At 47.1% G+C, this 16249-nt stretch carries 12 protein-coding genes and 2 pseudogenes; 2 read left to right on the top strand and 12 right to left on the bottom strand.

What is annotated here, in order from left to right:
• Positions 1-34: 34 nt before the first annotated feature.
• Together L693_RS0127015 and L693_RS0127010 are read right to left on the bottom strand one after the other, a co-directional pair.
• A pseudogene (locus L693_RS0127015) lies at positions 35-337 on the bottom strand (esterase); the annotation flags it as partial.
• A gap of 211 nt (positions 338-548) precedes the next feature.
• The gene (locus tag L693_RS0127010; RefSeq protein ID WP_025721573.1) at positions 549-971 is read right to left on the bottom strand and encodes a hypothetical protein; all 423 of its coding nucleotides are present in this window, start codon (positions 969-971) and stop codon (positions 549-551) included.
• Positions 972-1140: 169 nt separating this feature from the next.
• Here L693_RS0127010 and L693_RS0127005 point away from each other — a divergent pair, with 169 nt between their 5' ends.
• The gene (locus L693_RS0127005; RefSeq protein ID WP_025721571.1) at positions 1141-1566 is read left to right on the top strand and encodes a CHRD domain-containing protein; all 426 of its coding nucleotides are present in this window, start codon (positions 1141-1143) and stop codon (positions 1564-1566) included.
• A gap of 340 nt (positions 1567-1906) precedes the next feature.
• Here L693_RS0127005 and L693_RS0127000 read toward each other — a convergent pair whose 3' ends face one another.
• From L693_RS0127000 to L693_RS0126955, 10 genes and pseudogenes are all read right to left on the bottom strand, one after another.
• On the bottom strand, positions 1907-2662 hold the full coding sequence (locus tag L693_RS0127000; protein ID WP_025721569.1) for a LutC/YkgG family protein: 756 nt from the start codon (positions 2660-2662) through the stop codon (positions 1907-1909).
• A pseudogene (locus tag L693_RS0126995) lies at positions 2655-4175 on the bottom strand (LutB/LldF family L-lactate oxidation iron-sulfur protein). The gene L693_RS0127000 and the pseudogene L693_RS0126995 overlap by 8 nt, the downstream one beginning before the upstream one ends.
• The gene (locus L693_RS0126990; protein ID WP_025721566.1) at positions 4172-4900 is read right to left on the bottom strand and encodes a (Fe-S)-binding protein; all 729 of its coding nucleotides are present in this window, start codon (positions 4898-4900) and stop codon (positions 4172-4174) included. Before L693_RS0126990 ends, L693_RS0126995 begins: the two are co-directional and overlap by 4 nt.
• Positions 4901-5244: 344 nt before the next feature.
• Positions 5245-6003 carry a DeoR/GlpR family DNA-binding transcription regulator gene (locus L693_RS0126985; RefSeq protein WP_025721564.1) on the bottom strand — a complete coding sequence of 253 codons (759 nt, stop codon included), beginning with the start codon at positions 6001-6003 and terminating at the stop codon, positions 5245-5247.
• Between the two features lie 20 nt (positions 6004-6023).
• Entirely contained in the window at positions 6024-7499 is a 1476-nt protein-coding gene (gene rhaB / locus L693_RS0126980) for a rhamnulokinase (protein ID WP_025721562.1), read from the bottom strand.
• Positions 7496-8716, bottom strand: a complete 1221-nt coding sequence (gene rhaI / locus L693_RS0126975) for an L-rhamnose isomerase (RefSeq protein ID WP_025721560.1) — start codon at positions 8714-8716, stop codon at positions 7496-7498. The genes rhaB and rhaI overlap by 4 nt, the downstream gene beginning before the upstream one ends.
• Before the next feature lie 353 nt (positions 8717-9069).
• Positions 9070-11139 (bottom strand): bifunctional rhamnulose-1-phosphate aldolase/short-chain dehydrogenase, encoded by a 2070-nt coding sequence (locus L693_RS0126970; RefSeq protein ID WP_025721559.1) that lies wholly within the window; start codon positions 11137-11139, stop codon positions 9070-9072.
• Between the two features lie 313 nt (positions 11140-11452).
• Complete coding sequence (locus tag L693_RS0126965) at positions 11453-12094, bottom strand: acetyltransferase (protein WP_025721558.1); 642 nt, start codon at positions 12092-12094, stop codon at positions 11453-11455.
• On the bottom strand, positions 12045-13232 hold the full coding sequence (locus tag L693_RS0126960; RefSeq protein ID WP_025721557.1) for a DegT/DnrJ/EryC1/StrS family aminotransferase: 1188 nt from the start codon (positions 13230-13232) through the stop codon (positions 12045-12047). Before L693_RS0126960 ends, L693_RS0126965 begins: the two co-directional genes overlap by 50 nt.
• A gap of 43 nt (positions 13233-13275) precedes the next feature.
• Positions 13276-14139 (bottom strand): glycosyltransferase family 2 protein, encoded by an 864-nt coding sequence (locus L693_RS0126955; RefSeq protein ID WP_025721556.1) that lies wholly within the window; start codon positions 14137-14139, stop codon positions 13276-13278.
• 240 nt (positions 14140-14379) lie between these two features.
• On the opposite strand from L693_RS0126955, the gene L693_RS0126945 reads away from it, so the two are divergent.
• Positions 14380-15909, top strand: a complete 1530-nt coding sequence (locus L693_RS0126945; RefSeq protein WP_025721554.1) for a glycosyltransferase — start codon at positions 14380-14382, stop codon at positions 15907-15909.
• The last annotated feature ends 340 nt before the right edge of the window (positions 15910-16249 follow it).

Here is a 16249-nt window from a genome sequence, read left to right as displayed (position 1 = left end):
TTTTTCTACCATTTTGTGGTTATTCAACAGGCGTGACATCAAAGGTGTTTTTACTTTTTGTTCCGGTAGCCATAAATTGTACCGCATCACAAGCCACTCCAGTCCCGGAGGCACTTACATTGCGCATATTCTCAGGAGTACGGAAGCCATAGCCACGCGACTTGTCGTAGGAAAGCAAAGCGCTCACTCCGGTATAGCCTGCTTCGACCGTGCCTCCCCCAAAACCAAACTTGTACTCGCCAGTGGCCGCATATGCCGGGGGAGCTACGCCCAAGCCTGGTCCACCACATAAAAAAGCAGCTAAAAGCATACCCGTCAATCCTTTTTTCCACTTCAATCTTCATTCCTCCTTCAAAAATTAAATTGTACTAAAAGAATATTTCAAATTTATTGTAAGCGCATACATTATTTTACCATATGAATACAGGTTTGTACCCATTTGATTTCTATGCAAAAGAAAAGAAGCACAAAAAAGCCTCGCAGGTATATCTGCGAAGCTTCGTGAATCCAAATCTCATTATTTCATAATTCGATATTCATTCACAACATTAGTCCCCTACCAGAATACCGTCGAAGCTCTCTGGACCTACCCGTATCGTAGCCAGTGCGTTTGAAGAAACAAAAGCGGTATACACCAGCTGTGGCGTTACCGGCGGGTTAAAGTCATCAGCCGAGAACGTGATGACCTGCGGAGCCAATACACTCAAGCTAAAAGTAGACGTTGCCGAATAAACAACAGGGTCAGTTATAAGGGTACCTCTTACAATGGTGATCGTAATTCCGACTAAAGCAAGCGGAAGCTGGAGCGATATGGTTCCTTTAAGCAGAACCCGTGGCGTACCTGTAATTCCTAGTGTGTTTAATCCGATCTGCCCAAACAATTCTGGCGTATTCAAGACAGTAATCGGAATGGCAATAGAGTTGGCTGTCGAAGCGTTTTGGGATGTTCTTCCATCAATAAATGTTCCCATGGTTCCCCCTCCTCTCTCTATCAGATACTCATAGACTATGAAAAAGAATTGTTTTGTGCTTGGACTGAATCACTTGCAAAACACACAACTTCTTATGAATAGGCGAATGTGCAGCCCTTTCTTTAGCTCTATGAATACACTAAAACAACACTGGGAGAGGAGGGGTGTAATGTCTAATAAGTTTAAAGCTATTTTAAAGGGAGCTAATGAAGTACCTCCGGTCAGAACTAATGCGACAGGAACCGCCGAATTTCGTTACCGTCAAGCTAGTCAACAATTAAGCTTCGAGCTGACTGTGCGCAATATCTCACGGGTAACCCGAGCGAATATCCATCTGGGACGCAGAGGTGAAAATGGCCCTATTGTTGCTACACTGTTTGGCCCTTCGAAGTTTGGAATAACCGTTAAAAGAGGTGTCGTTAGCGGTGTGCTACGTGCATGTGATCTCACCGGTCCGCTCAGAGGCAAAACCATTTATGATTTGGTATGCCAAATCAGAGAGGGCAATGCTTACGTCAATGTTTACACCATTCGTCATCCAAACGGAGCCATTCGTGGACAAATCAAACGGGAACAAACCAGACGTTGCAAATAACAAATGGACATGAGTATTAAAAAAGAACTTCCTTACCACTCATATTGAGGCTATGGAAGTTCTTTTTCTTGATACTTAACAAATGTTAAGAAGTTGATAAGCGTTTCTTAAGCCCTGCCCTTTCAGGTTGTTAAGAACTTTATCTTTTAATAGAGGAAGTTCAATAAGATCCAGTTCACTGCCGAAAAAAAATGAAGCTTATGCAGCCTATTAGCCGTTATTATGGTCCACGCCACTTCCTATGCAACAGTTCAACTTACAGATTCCAGCCTTTATGTTATACATAATGCGCCCAATGTGCTGACGGAGTATGGAACACCTGGTATTTATCGCAACCCCCCTAGCCGATCAACAGCGTATAAACAATACCCGGCCCGTGCACGCCGATGGTCAGATCATTTTCAATATCCGATGAACGGCTGGGTCCAGTAATAAAATGAATCCCTGCGGGCAATTGCCCACGCCCGGCTTCGTCAAAACGGCTTAAAATTTCACCGAGTCGCGTTCGCAGACGCTCCACTGGCAGAAGAATGATCAGTACGGTCGGCAGCAAACTGACCGAGCGACCTTTCTTTGGCGAGGATAGCACCGCTACCGAACCGGTGTATGCGGCGGCCTCATCGGCCATGACGATGCCGATATCCGCCTCCGCCGCGCGGGCCTTCCAGTCCTCGACCGGATCGGTGTTCCACACCGATAGACGGACTTCCGGCAGCGCGGCTTCCAGCTGGAGCGCTTCCAGGTCCGGCTCATTCTGCCGGACAATATAGGCCGCTCCCAGCTCCTGCGCCTTGCGCGCGATCCAGTCTGCCGTCTGCTCCCAATCCGGCAGACGCGCGACATGCCCGCCAACATCTGTAAAGTTGGCGGTAAACTCCTGGATGCGCTGCTCCACGCTCCATTCGAAATCATGCCAAAACGCAGGTGCGCCACGAAACGGCTGCACGGGCGGCTCTGTCTGTCGCGGACGTTTAAGCTTCGCTGCAATGCCATCCATAAAGCGTACCTGCTTGACGCGGGATTCTGCTTCCATTTGATGAAGCCACGCTTCATGAGCTGCTTTTGTTTGCGTAGAAGAATTACGCTCTTCACTCATGCTGCGACCCTCCTTTATTTCTATCGGCCAAAATTGCCTCCATTCGGCTGCGAACATCCGCTTGCATAACGCTTCGTTCCTGCTCCAGCTCACGTTCCAGTGTGTTTCATCGCTGGCGGAAGGACTTTTTGGCCAGCGACGGGGCCACACGGTACGTATTCCAGCCCTTTAGCGGACCCAGCTTAAGCGTAATTTCTCCCTTTCGGACGACCGCTTTTTGGGCAATCTGCCCCAGCCTTATCGCTGCTGCGAATCGCTTCGAGCTGGAAACCACTGTCGCGAACCCCTTCATTCCTGCCGTTTCCAGCCGATCTCCTTGTCCTGCCTCCACCTTGCGTCTACGCAAATAAACCAGCATGTCATGCAATGGTATTTTGACCGGACAGGCTTCATAACACGCACCACACAGACTGGACGCACTCGCAATATCATTCCACTCTTCGATGTTGCCGTGCAGAGCAGGTGTAAGTACCGCTCCAATAGGGCCGCTATATGTCCCGCCATACGCGTGTCCACCAATGTGCCGGTAAACCGGACACGCATTAAGGCAAGCCCCGCAGCGAATACAATTCAGCAGCTCTTGAAACTCGGGGTTGCCCAGTTGGAGCGAACGTCCGTTATCCACGATGATGATGTGCATTTCCTCCGGTCCATCAGCATCCTGGCTGCGCCGCGGGCCTGAAATACCGGACATGTACATGGTCAGCTTTTGTCCGGTAGCGGAGCGTGGCAGCAAGGTAGCCATCACTTCCAAATCCGCCCAGGATGGAATAATCCGCTCCATCCCCATCAGTGTAATCTGCGTTTTGGGCAAGGTCGATACCATCCGCGCATTGCCTTCATTTTCAAACAGGACCATGGAGCCTGTCTCCGCGATGGCAAAATTACAGCCTGTCATGCCAATATCTGCCGCCAGAAACTTTTAACGCAGCTTTTTGCGGACAAAACCTGCCAATACCGTCGTATCTGCGGACAGTTCCTCCCCCGCTTCTTTGGACAGCAGCTCGGCAATCTGATAACGGTTTTTATGAATCGCAGGAATAACGATGTGAGATGGGGCTTCCCCGGCCAGTTGAATAATATATTCGCCGAGGTCACTTTCAATCGTCTCAATGTCAGCCGCTTCCAGCGCCTGATTTAAATGCAGCTCCTCCGACACCATCGACTTGGATTTGACGACAGAGCGGGCCTGACTGTGTGCAGCAATATCCAGTGTAATTCGTACCGCGTCGGCGGCTGTATCGGCAAAATGGATATGCACCCCGTTGGCACGGGCATTTTCCACGAATAGATTTAAGTAATAATCCAGATGGGCAATGGTATGCAAACGAATTTGACGGCCCCGTTCACGCCATTCCTCCCAATTTCCGTGCTGCGTTGAAGCCACCTGCTTGCCGTTACGCAGCCGCTCTGTTGTAAAACGAACAGCCTTGCGCAGAAAATCGTCATTCAGGGCCAAGTCCGCGCGTTTACGGACCTTTTGACTCATGGAATGTGAATGTACAGCGGTCATGCGTGCTTCACTCCTTCATACAGCAGCTCAGCCAAATGCATCACCCGAACCGGCTCATCCCGATACCGAAGATTTCCGGCAATGTTCATTAGGCAGGCCATGTCCAGTCCGACCAGGACCTCAGCCTCCGTCTCCCTGATATGATCCACCTTTTCCGTTACCATCGCTCCTGAAATATCCGGCATTTTCACCGCAAAAGTGCCCCCAAAGCCACAGCAGTCCTCGGCAAAAGGGAGCGTCACCAATTGCAAGCCTTTTACGCTGCCAAGCAGCTGCATCGGCTCCTCCTTTACGCCGAGCAAACGCGTGCCATGGCAAGACGGATGGTAGGTTACCGTATGCGGAAAAGACGCGCCCATATCGGTCACGCCAAGCACCTGCACCATAAATTGTGTAAACTCATACGTCTTTTGCTCAAGCCTCCGCGCCGAGTCCAGCCATTCGGGCTCATCCTTGAACAACTCGGGGTAATGGTGAAGCATATATGTGCAGGAACCGGAGGGAGATACGACAAAATCGCTGTCATCAAACGCTCTCAGGATCGTTTTGGCCGCTGCCCTCGTTTCATCCCAATAACCGCTGTTATAGGACGGCTGGCCGCAGCATGTCTGCACCCTCGGAAAATCCAGTTCGACACCATATCTGGCAAGCAAGCGTACCATCGCTTCCCCCACCTTGGGATAAATCGCATCACTCAGACAGGTAATAAATAAAGATACCTTCATACGAAACACCCCTTCCGTCCATGGAATAGCTATTATATAAACTGAGCTTAAAAAGTTACCTGCTGCGCCACTACGCAGTCGGATGGTGCTTCCCATAGCTACCGCTTGTACAGCACCATTCCGCCTACTCCGTTGTCGTGTACATTTTACAAGTTCATCTTAAATAGATAGTAAAGAGGGTAGTAGCGGAGCGGTTTCATTTGAATCTGGAGAAGCGTCAGCTTTCGCCCTTGCAGTGGGATTCTCACCTATACATGTTTTACATCATCAGAGAATCCCGCCGCAACAGCGATCGTAAGATCAAATCAAATGCGGAGCGGCCTTCACCCCGGAAACTACACGCTTTACACAACCGTAACCGGAATCGACTGTTCCTCAAGCTGACTGTGAATCGGACCCGACAACCGCGAATCCGTGATGATTTCGGACACTTGTGACAGGTTTACAACATGCGTGAATGCCTGCTGTCCAAATTTGCTCGCATCTGCCAGTAAAATCACACGGTCTGCGATACTGACCATTTTCTGCTTGAGACGAGCTTGCAGTTCATTCGATTCACTAATGCCACGATACAGATGAACCCCTTGGCTGGAAAAAAACAGCTTATCCACATAATAGGTTTCTAAAGAACGCTCCGCGAGCGGGCCTACGAACGATAGCGAGCGTTGAAGCAACTGCCCGCCCGTGGAAATAACCTCGATTTTTTCCTTACCCGCCAACTCTGTAGCGACCCGAATCGAATTCGTCAATATCGTCAACGGAATATCCGGCAGACTGGATGCCATATACCAGGCGGTCGTGCTGGCATCCAGCAAAATACGATCATGCGGCTGAATCAGCTTGACCGCTTCCTCGGCAATCCGGCGCTTTTCCTCTGCGTTCATAATTTCTCGTACCGCATAGGGTGTTTCAGGCTGCTCGTTTTTGACGCTGACGGCTCCCCCATGCGAACGACGCAATCGTCCCGCCTGCTCCAGACGGTCCAGATCGCGGCGGATCGTTTCCTCTGTTACTTTGCACAGCTCGCTTAATTCCGACACCCGTATGCTGCCTTTTTCATTAACGAGTTGTACAATCATTTCATATCTTTCTGCGACCAGCATGGCAATCTCACTCCACATCTTTAATGTACAAAAAGTCTCGCCACCTGCCGGAATCGTCCGTAGGCATCCTCCCACGCCTCTGAATCGGCAGGTTCATAACCCTCGACGGTAATAGAATCCGCGATGACCCGGCGTGCTTCCCATATATCGGCGAACTTTCCCTGTGCCATCCATTGTACCGCAAGATTGCCGATTGCGCTCGCTTCTGCCGGTCCCGCCCACACAGGTTTTTGAATCGAATTGGCCGTCCACTGGCACAACAGCCGATTTTGAATGCCACCCCCAACCATATGCAGCCCGTTAAACTGTTGCCCTGATACACGCTCCGTAAGCTCCAAAACGTAACGGTACTTCAAGGCCAGACTTTCCAAAATACAGCGTGTGATCTCGCCCGGCGTCTCTGGCAAGGGCTGCCCGGTATTGCGGCAGTATTGGCGTATACGTGTTTTCATATCCCCGGCATGCAGAAACAGTTCATCATCCGGGTCAATCAAACAGTTGAACGCCGGAGCCTGCTCCGCCATATGAACCAATTCAGGAAAGGAATAGGAGCTTCCCTGCCGCTCCCACTCTCTGCACGCCTCCTGTAAAATCCACAGTCCCATGATATTTTTCAGCAGCCTGTAGGTCCGCCCCACACCGCCTTCGTTCGTAAAATTATATCGAAGCGTATCGTCATTGATTACAGGCTGTGATGTTTCCGTCCCCATCAAGGACCATGTTCCGCAGCTCAAGTACGCAAATGAGCGCTCCAGCGCAGGTACGGCAGCCACAGCAGATCCTGTATCATGCTCTGCTACTGCAATCACAGGAATCGCTTCAATGCCCAAATCGGTCATGACTGATGAACGGACGGTTCCCGCGACACTTCCCGGCTCCAATACCTTGCCAAACCAGGAACGTGGAATGTCGATTCCAGCCAGAAGCTCATGATCCCAATCTTGCTGGAACGGATGATATAATTGCGTGCTGGTCGCATTAGAAAACTCGCTATACATTTCACCTGTTAGAAAATACCGCAGCAGATCAGGAATCATCAAGAAATGCTCTGCCTGCTCCAGCAAGGGTGAGCTCATTTTGCGCATTGCAGCCAATTGATAAATGGTGTTAAACGTCAAAAACTGAATGCCTGTGCGCTGAAAAATAAACGCTTTTCCCAGCCGTTCCTGTACTTCCTCCATCACCCCGTGGGTATGCCAATCGCGATAATGATAAGGGTTGCCCAGCAGTTCTCCGTTTCCTCCGATCAATCCAAAATCGACCGCCCAGGAGTCAATCGCCAGGCTGGACGGATTCACCCCCATATGCTTGGCTTTGAGCAGCCCTTGCTGAACCTCGTGATATAGACGCAACATGTCCCAGTGCAGGCGTTCGCCAACCTTGACCGGATCATTCGAAAAGCGATGGATTTCCTCCACCTCTATACGTGAATCTGTCAATCGTCCGAGCAGGACTCTGCCGCTGCTTGCCCCCAAATCATACGCGAGGATGCTCACCAGCTTGCACCACCCTTGCCTCTTTGCAAAATCTGCGTACTATAATCAGACGCCAGGTAGGCCTTCATCGGATCAGCAGGTAGTCCTTGCTCCTCACGGATCGCTTTAAGCAGCGGTGCTACATCAAACTCAAACGCTTTACGCACGGCGTCCTCTGCACTCAGCACATCCTGGCGGTTTGCCGCCGCTTCCACCTCTGCATGATTAATCAGCAAGGCCTTCGCATATTGAGTCTGCACATTCAGCACCGAGCGAATCATCGCCGGAATTTTGGGTTCGATATTGTGCGACTGGTCGATCAAATAAGCAATTTTATCCACGGTATGGCGAATATCTGCATCCACATCCTGAGCCGCGTTCAAAATCTGATAAAAGATCAAAAACAGCTCATACGGATTGGCGGAGCCTACGATCAGATCATCATCCGCATATTTATAGCTGTTAAAATGGAAGCCGCCCAGTCGCTTTTCATCAATTAAAAAGGCAACAATATGCTCTACATTGGCCCCCGGCAGATGATGCCCTGTATCTACAAGCACCTGTGCCTGCGGCCCCAGCTTGGTCGCATAATTGTAAGCCATGCCCCAATCGGCAATGTCCGTATGGTAAAAGGCCGGCTCGAACGCCTTGTATTCAATCAGCATGCGCATGTCAGGAGTGAGCGCCTTATACATCTCGCTGAGTGCCTCCAGCATCCAATTTTTCCGTTTGCGGATGTCGCCCTGGCCCGGATAATTTGTTCCATCTGCGAACCATAGGCTAAAATCGTTGGAGCCCGTCTCCTTCGCAATATCCACGCATTCCAGCAAATGATTTGTGGCCTTTCGGCGGATTGCCGGGTCTATATTGGTAACGCTGCCTAGCATGTAGTCCTCGTCTTGAAACAGGTTGGGATTCACGGCCCCAATCCGCAGACCGAGACTTTCGGCATGACTGCGAAGCTTGCCATAATTGTCCACCTTATCCCATGGGATATGAATGGCGACTGATGGACATAAGCCTGTGACTGCGTGGACCTGCGCAGCATCCTCCAGCTTTTCAAACGGATCACGTGGTACGCCCGTTTTCTGAAAAACTTTAAACCGTGTACCTGAGTCACCGTAGCCCCAGGATGGCGTTTCTATGCTAAGCGCTTTCAGCTTTGTCTTTACCTGCTCCAGATCAATACCTCGTTGCTGCTGCTGTTCCTCGAATAAGGCGTAGGCTTTGTCACTCATCGGGGTTCCTCCTTGGAAAATAAAGTGAGTTACGGGGGAGGCCGCTTCGCGTGCGGATTGTTCTTTCGATCGCTGTTGCAACGGGATTTTTTCATTTTATAACACCGAGTAAGGTTAAAATCCCGTTGCAAAGGCGAACGCTATCGCTTCTTCAGAACAATTCCGCCCGCTCCGCTGCTAACCACCCATAAAGTCACTTCTATTTTTAAGTGTTAGTGTGTATATAAAGGATACAAACACGTAAATAAGTCGCACAACTTATTTACGTGTTTTCAACTAATTAAAAACCTCTTCGTACTATATGCTTGTGGCCCGGATTATTGCAGCAGTAGATTAGTACATTTAACTTCTTCCTACCGTGTAAAGGCTGCGGGTACGCCGCCGTCGATGGTCAGCATACAGCCTGTCGTTTTTTCCGCCTTGGATGAGGCGAAAAAGGCTATGCCCTCCGCGATATCCTGCGGATAGATGTTGACCAGCAAGGTTGTCCGCTTGCGGTAATGCTCCTCCAGCTGGTCTGGCTCGATGCCATAAGCGGCGGCACGCTCGTTGCGCCAGTTGGAGTTCCAGATTGCCGAGCCTTGCAAAATAGCGTCCGGCAAAATCGTGTTCACACGGATGCCGTATTCGCCGCCTTCTGTGGCAATACAACGGGCCAGATGCGCCTCCAGCGCTTTGACCGAGCTATAGGCCGTTACATTTTTACCTGCGTAGACCGAGTTTTTGGAGCCGACGAACACCATGCTGCCGCCAAGCGTCTGCTCCTTCATCAGCTTGAACGCTTCGCGCGCGACCAGAAAATAGCCCGTTCCCAGCACGTTCACGTTTAAATTCCATTCCTTTAATGACGTCTCATCGAATGGACTGGAGGTAGCCAGACCTGCATTGTTGACGATGATATCAACACCGCCATAGGTCAATGCAGTTTGTGCATAGGCAGCCTGGATCTGATCCTCCTGCGTCACATCCATTTTAACGGCAATGACACGGTTTTCTCCGTAGAGATCATTCAGCTCAGCGGCTATCTTTTGTGCACCTTCCAGATTCAGGTCTGCCAGTACGACATGCGCGCCTTCCTCCACCAAGCGGCGTGCAGTTGCACTACCGATTCCACCTGCTCCGCCCGTAATGAGCGCGATTTTGCGTGAAAATTCAGCTTCTGCCGGCGCCAGTGACAGCTTATAAAGCTCCAGAGGCCAGTACTCCACGTTATACGATTCGTTTTCACTGAGCGAAACAAACTCGCCTAACGCAGTTGCCCCTCGCATAACAGCGATAGCACGATGATACAAGGCACCGCTCACCTGCGCGTTGCTCCAGCTTTTGCCTGTATTGATCATGCCGACACCCGGAATCAAAATCACACGTGGCGCAGCCTCAAACCTCACGTCTCCCTCATGACGATTGCGTTCAAAATAAGCTTGGTATTGCTCCTTGTAGGCTGCTATGCCTTCTGCAAGCTTGATCTTCAAGCCCTCTACATCCTCCACATCCGGTGTCCAATCCACAAAAAGCGGCTTCATCTTGGTATGAACCAGATGATCCGGGCATGCTGCCCCGACCTGAGACAAGGCGGCAGCTTCCCGACCGTTCACAAACTCCAGCACGTCCTCCGCATCATCAAAGGTAAGAATCATCTTTTTCTCATCACTGACCGCTCCCCGGACAGCTGGCATGACCTGGGAAGCAATGCTGCGGTGCTCCTCGAAAGTAAGCGCTTTATAATTTACGCCGCCAAACGGCTGTTTTCCCTCTTGACGTGCTTTAATATAGTTTTCTGCTTCCTGAATGATTTCGATTGTCTTCGCATACGCCGCTTCGGACGTATCTCCCCACGTCACCAGGCCGTGCTTTTCCATCAATACCAACTCCGCTTGGGGATGATTCAGTACACCTTGGGCAATCATTTTCGGCAGCTTAAAGCCAGGTCGGATATAAGGAACCCATACAAAACGGTCACCGAAAATTTCCTTTGCGATCTCCTTGCCGTTATGCGCACAGCATAAGCTGATAATCGCATCCGGGTGTGTATGGTCCACATGTCTAAATGGTAAAAAAGCGTGTAATAGCGTCTCAATCGAGGCACGAGGATGCTTGGCATCCATCATACAATTCGCCAAGTACACAACCATATCCTCGTCAGACATATCTTCACGCTCATACAAAAGACGAATATCCTCCATACGAAGTCCTGTGAAGTTATGCGCTTTCATGGTCGCGAGATCAGAACCGCTGCCCTTGACATACATCACTTCGACTTCACGCCCGCGGAAATCCTGTATTGTTGTTTTGGCCGAAGTATTGCCGCCTCCCCAGTTGCACACACTCCTGTCCGTGCCGATGAGGTTAGAACGGTATACGAGCTGTTCCAGCGTGCTTTTCTGCTCAGCTGCTTGTGAAGAATTCCACAGACTTTGTACCATAGGAAAAAGACCTCCAAGTTCTGTTTTAGTTTTGGAATGCTTTGTTACTGTGTTTGTTTTTGTTTATGGAGACTATAACACTTTTGTTTCAATTTGAAAATATGTAATACAAAAATAATCAAAAATAAACTTTAATTTTTAATAAGCCGTAAGACGAATACGCTCATCTGTAAAACGGCAACTGCCACAATGTAAGGAAAGCGCTTTAATAAATTTGGCGTCATAGGAGAGATAAGCTTTTAAAATACAATAAGGCCGTGCCGGGATCGGGGTATAAGAACCTTTTCCAGTACGGCCTTACTCATTTGACTAGCTACTCATCAGCTAATCGTTTTTTAATGACTGCAGGTACACCTGCAGCCATGGTAAATTCGGGTATATTGTCTTTGACAAAAGCTCCGCCACCAATTACTGACCAACAGCCGATGTGACGCTTCTCCCGTACCGAGGTTCCAATGCCAACATAGGCTCCATCATCTATGGTTACATTACCTGCCAGATTCACACCTGGGGATATAGTTACATAATTACCAATAACCGCATCATGACTGATGCTGACACTCCGATTGATAATTACATGATTTCCGATCTTAATATTGCCCGACAGGACTGCCCCCTCAAAGATCATGCTCCCCTCGCCAATGACATTTCTCCGAGACAGGCGAACATGGGGGTGTATTAACGGGGCTGATATACGAAATCCTGAGCGAATGGTATCATAGGCAAATCGCTTCTTTAATGCCGGGTCACCCACTCCTGCACATAGGAGCTCTACCTCATGTTTTAACAGTTCAATATCAACCAGCGTCCCCAACACAGGAACGCCATCTACAACCTGACCTTTCGTCTCAGGCCGTTCGTCCAAAAATCCTACCACCTGAATTCCAATCTCTTCACATAACCAGTTAATCTCCCTGGCATGTCCGCCCGATCCCCAAATTATAATTTTCCTCATCCAGTTTTTCTCTCCCCAAGCTCTTTAGCACATTCACAATTTTTTGAACAATTTTCTCGTCCAGCTCCTCCCACAAGGGCAAGCTGACAATATGTTTGGCAATATACTCGGTAACATCAAGCGTAGAATGGGGATAGCTTTGGAACTGCATCTGCTGATGGCATGCTGGAGAAAAGTAGGTTCTGGCTTCTATGGAATTTGAGGCTAATAATTCAACGACTTCTTGATTGCTGTGGGAGGCCGGACTAAGGATGGATATAAATTGGTGAACTACTGTGCCTTGCAGTTTTTGCATAGACCATCCTTCTTCTAACAAGCCTGTTTGACGCAGTTGTTGAAGATAATATTGGTAGATCATTTTTCTATTCTCCTGTACAGCCTTGAAATGATCGAGAGTGGCTAAAGCGATAGCAGCGGTATACTCGGATATCTTACTGTTTAGACCTTGGATGACAGACTCCCTGCTGCTGGAGAAACCAAAATTTCCCGCCTGACGAATCCGCTTTATGAGCTCCTGGTCCATACTATATACTAGGCCACCCTCTCCAATACCGAAGGATTTCGTGGCATGAAAGCTGTATACGACGGCTCCTCCGAAACCTTTGCCAAAATGCGCGACTTCTTCCTCCGAAGTCATAGTTCCGAAACTGGCAGCAGCATCGATCACTACCGGAATACCTTGCTCCAGAAATCTGTTATAAACGGATTTATCAATGGGAGAGCCGAAAGTGGCATAAGGGACAACTACCGCAATCTCATCCCCCAGCAGCTTGATTGTCTGCTCCAACTGCTCCCTGTTCATTTGCCAATTCTCAGGTTCAATGTCAAGGAAGTAGGGAATAAGACCGCACCACTCGGCAGCAAGTGGGGTTGCAGCAAAAGTAAAGCTTGGCATAACCGCATATTTTCCCTTTGGTCGCTTGCTTTGAGAAATTGCCAGCATCAACCCGATGGTAGCGTTGTGAACTGTGACTGCTGATCCGGTTCCATCAAACATTTGACTAATGACTCGCTCTTCAAAAAGTTTATTTAGGGGACCATAATTGGAGTAAATCCGGGTCTCTTCTATTTTTTCAAGATTGGAAAGTAATTTTTCTTTTTTTACTAAATTAGGTCGTAAGAAGGGAATATCAAACATGATCCAGCCTCCTTCGCACATATGATGAGTAAAGCCATGATGTTTAGTTTAACGTTTTTAATATCATTTCAATTCGCAGGACATCTGCAACAAATTGTGGGCTACCCTTTATACGTTCAAGATAAGAATAAAGAGCAGTTTTAAATAAATCGTTAGTTTCCAAAAATCCATCATCTCTTGAGGCAATCATTATATCTAACCATTCCGTGAACGCCTTTGGACCAAGTGTTTGATTATTTTGATTAGGATGTATTCGAAAATAGCTTAGCTCTTCCGGAATATAAACGGCTTTTCCTTTGGATAGTAAAGTCAACCAAGAAGCTAAATCATTAAGAAGAGAATACTGTCTCCCTTTATATATTCCAAATGGATTGACAAGATCTGTTTTTTTAAATAACACGGTTGTGGGTTCACCAATTACATTTAGGCAACGACTTAACACAATGTTTCCCAACATTTTTCCGTCCATGATCCTTGTTTCTTCGTATAGCCTTTTCGTTGCATAGCTCGGTAGAATCAAAGCCCCTGATTCATTAATGGTTTGTCGATAAGAGGTAACCAGAGTGATGTTTTCGAAATTTTTAAAAAAATAGATCATTTTTTCTATTTTTTCTCTATGAAAAACGTCATCATCCATCAAGTAATTGATATATTCCCCTGATGCTAAATCAAAACATTTGTGCCAATTTTCAAGAAAAAGATTCTTCTCATTTCTATGATATTGGATTTGGAGATACGAATTTAAAAAAGGATCTAGCATCTCTTGTACTTCAAGAGTTGTACTGTCATCACAGATAATGATCTCGGTATTCGGGTAAGTTTGCTCCAATGCACTTTCGAGGGCGATTTTTAGTGTGTGAGGACGGTTATATGCAGGTATAACTATACTTACTAATGGGTATTCCAAGTTCCTCCACCTTTCTTTTGCGCTCCTTCTTGAAGAACTAACGAAGGCCTCAGATATACACCTAAAAAATCTGATTTTTCGTTGATTTCACCTTGGGTAACCTTTTGCTCACATACACATACATATATATTGCTGAAAAATAAAATGATGAATAAAAATGAGCGGTTTAGCAAAAACTCTCGTCTGCATCGAACCTCCCTCTCGTCGGTGTTCGAAACCCGTAAAGGAGAATGAATGATCATGCCTCTGAATTTCACTCCACTATTGACAGCCCATATATTTGTATCCAAAAAAATTTTAAAGGAAGATGTAATAGAATTAATAGATAAGTTGGAAGAAAATCACATTACAGTGACTTTGTATCAGCCTGATGATCCCATATTAGAAAACAACATTCACAAACCGCGAGTCTACGTTTCATTGGGAGAAGGGTGGGGAGAATTTACAACACTAAAATTGATGCCTTTTCACGAAAAAAAACGTTGGTTACACTTCCAATCACCCAACGAGATTCAGCCAATGAATTTATTTTTCTGCTGGCTCAAAGCAACAGATCCTCTCCCGGAGAATAGGACGATTCCTTCAACTCAATTTTCTTCGGACACCCCTTTAGTATCTGTGTTTACTGCCAGTTACAGGTCAAAAGAAAAAATTCAGCGACCTTATCAGTCCTTGTTAAAGCAGACTTATAAAAATTGGGAATGGGTAATTGTTGATGACTCCGATGATGAAGATGAGACATACAAGCAATATCTACTTCCGTTAAAGGACCACCGTGTACGGAGGTATCGCCAAGATGCTCGGAATGGCTATATAGGGGCAGTCAAAAGGTACGCAGCAGGCTTATGTACAGGGGAAATTTTGGTAGAAGTCGATCATGACGATGAGCTAACTCCTGATTGCTTAGAGAAAATCGTAAAAGCGTTTCAACAAAATCCTGAATGCGGTTTTGTATATGGGGATTGTACTGAGGTATATGAAGGGAATAATCATGCTCATTGGTATGGCTGGGATTGTGGTTTTGGCTACAGTATTCATTATCGAGTCTGGCTGCATAAAATGAACAGATGGCAAAATGCACAAAAACATTCAACCATTAACGCAAAAACGATTCGTCACTTGGTCGGTTTACCCAATCATCCCCGTGCATGGACGAGAGACTGTTATCATCTGATAGGAGGCCATCGTGATGAACTACTGGTAGCAGATGATTACGATATGCTGGTTCGTACGTTTCTATGTACTAAATTTGTAGCTATTCCCGATTTGATATATATCCAATATCGTAATGAAAATGGAAATAATACCACATTCCTTAGAAATAAGCAGATTCAGATTCTTGTAAGTGAACTAAATAGAAGCTATCTTCAAAGAACTTATATAAGATTGAAGGAACTTGGTTTACCAGAGCAATTGCCTTATAGGCGTATATGGGAAACTTCTACAATTGATCCTGCTCGGAAATCTGCTCATGTTATTCAAGAAGACACTTCCAGAATGTCAATATTGTTCCCTCTTCCCCATTCCTGCCCTGAAAAAGAAAATACCCAATTATTAAAGAGTCTTCAGGAGGGTATTAAAAACAATTTCAAAGAGATCGAAATTGTGGTTGTAGGCCGTGTTCCTAAAGAAATTGAAACCTATGCTTCCAAAGCTCCCATGGGAGCGATACGTTGGTGGCCAATGGAGCCAAATGATTCCTTAGAAACTTGCATTCAATATGCAAAATTCATTGCTTCCTGTAAGGAAAAAGTGGTTGTGATGCCGTAAATCTCAATCAAATGATCAGAACCTAATGCAATAATTATTTCTATATTTAGCGCGTACCGATACTCAATCGTACGCGTTCTTTAAGTTTGGCTTTAAAGCGCTGAATGAATTTAATTGGGTAGAGTTAGTCCATGGTATATTGATTGTACAAAAGAAGCCCTCCTTTAAATGGTTGCTCGTCACTTCCATTTTACTAAGGAACGGCTTCTTTTTGTTTGACAAAATTGAAAAAAGGGGCCGTCCCTAGCCATACTCAATGACTTTAGGACAGCCCCATCTAAATTTGCATTATATTAACCTTAATTAGAGAATGCCTTGAGGTCCTTGAACGCCTTGTGGC

The sequence above is a fragment of the Paenibacillus sp. 1-18 genome, assembly GCF_000520755.1.
GTDB lineage: Bacteria > Bacillota > Bacilli > Paenibacillales > Paenibacillaceae > Paenibacillus > Paenibacillus brasilensis.
This window is presented reverse-complemented; position numbering and strand designations above follow the sequence as displayed.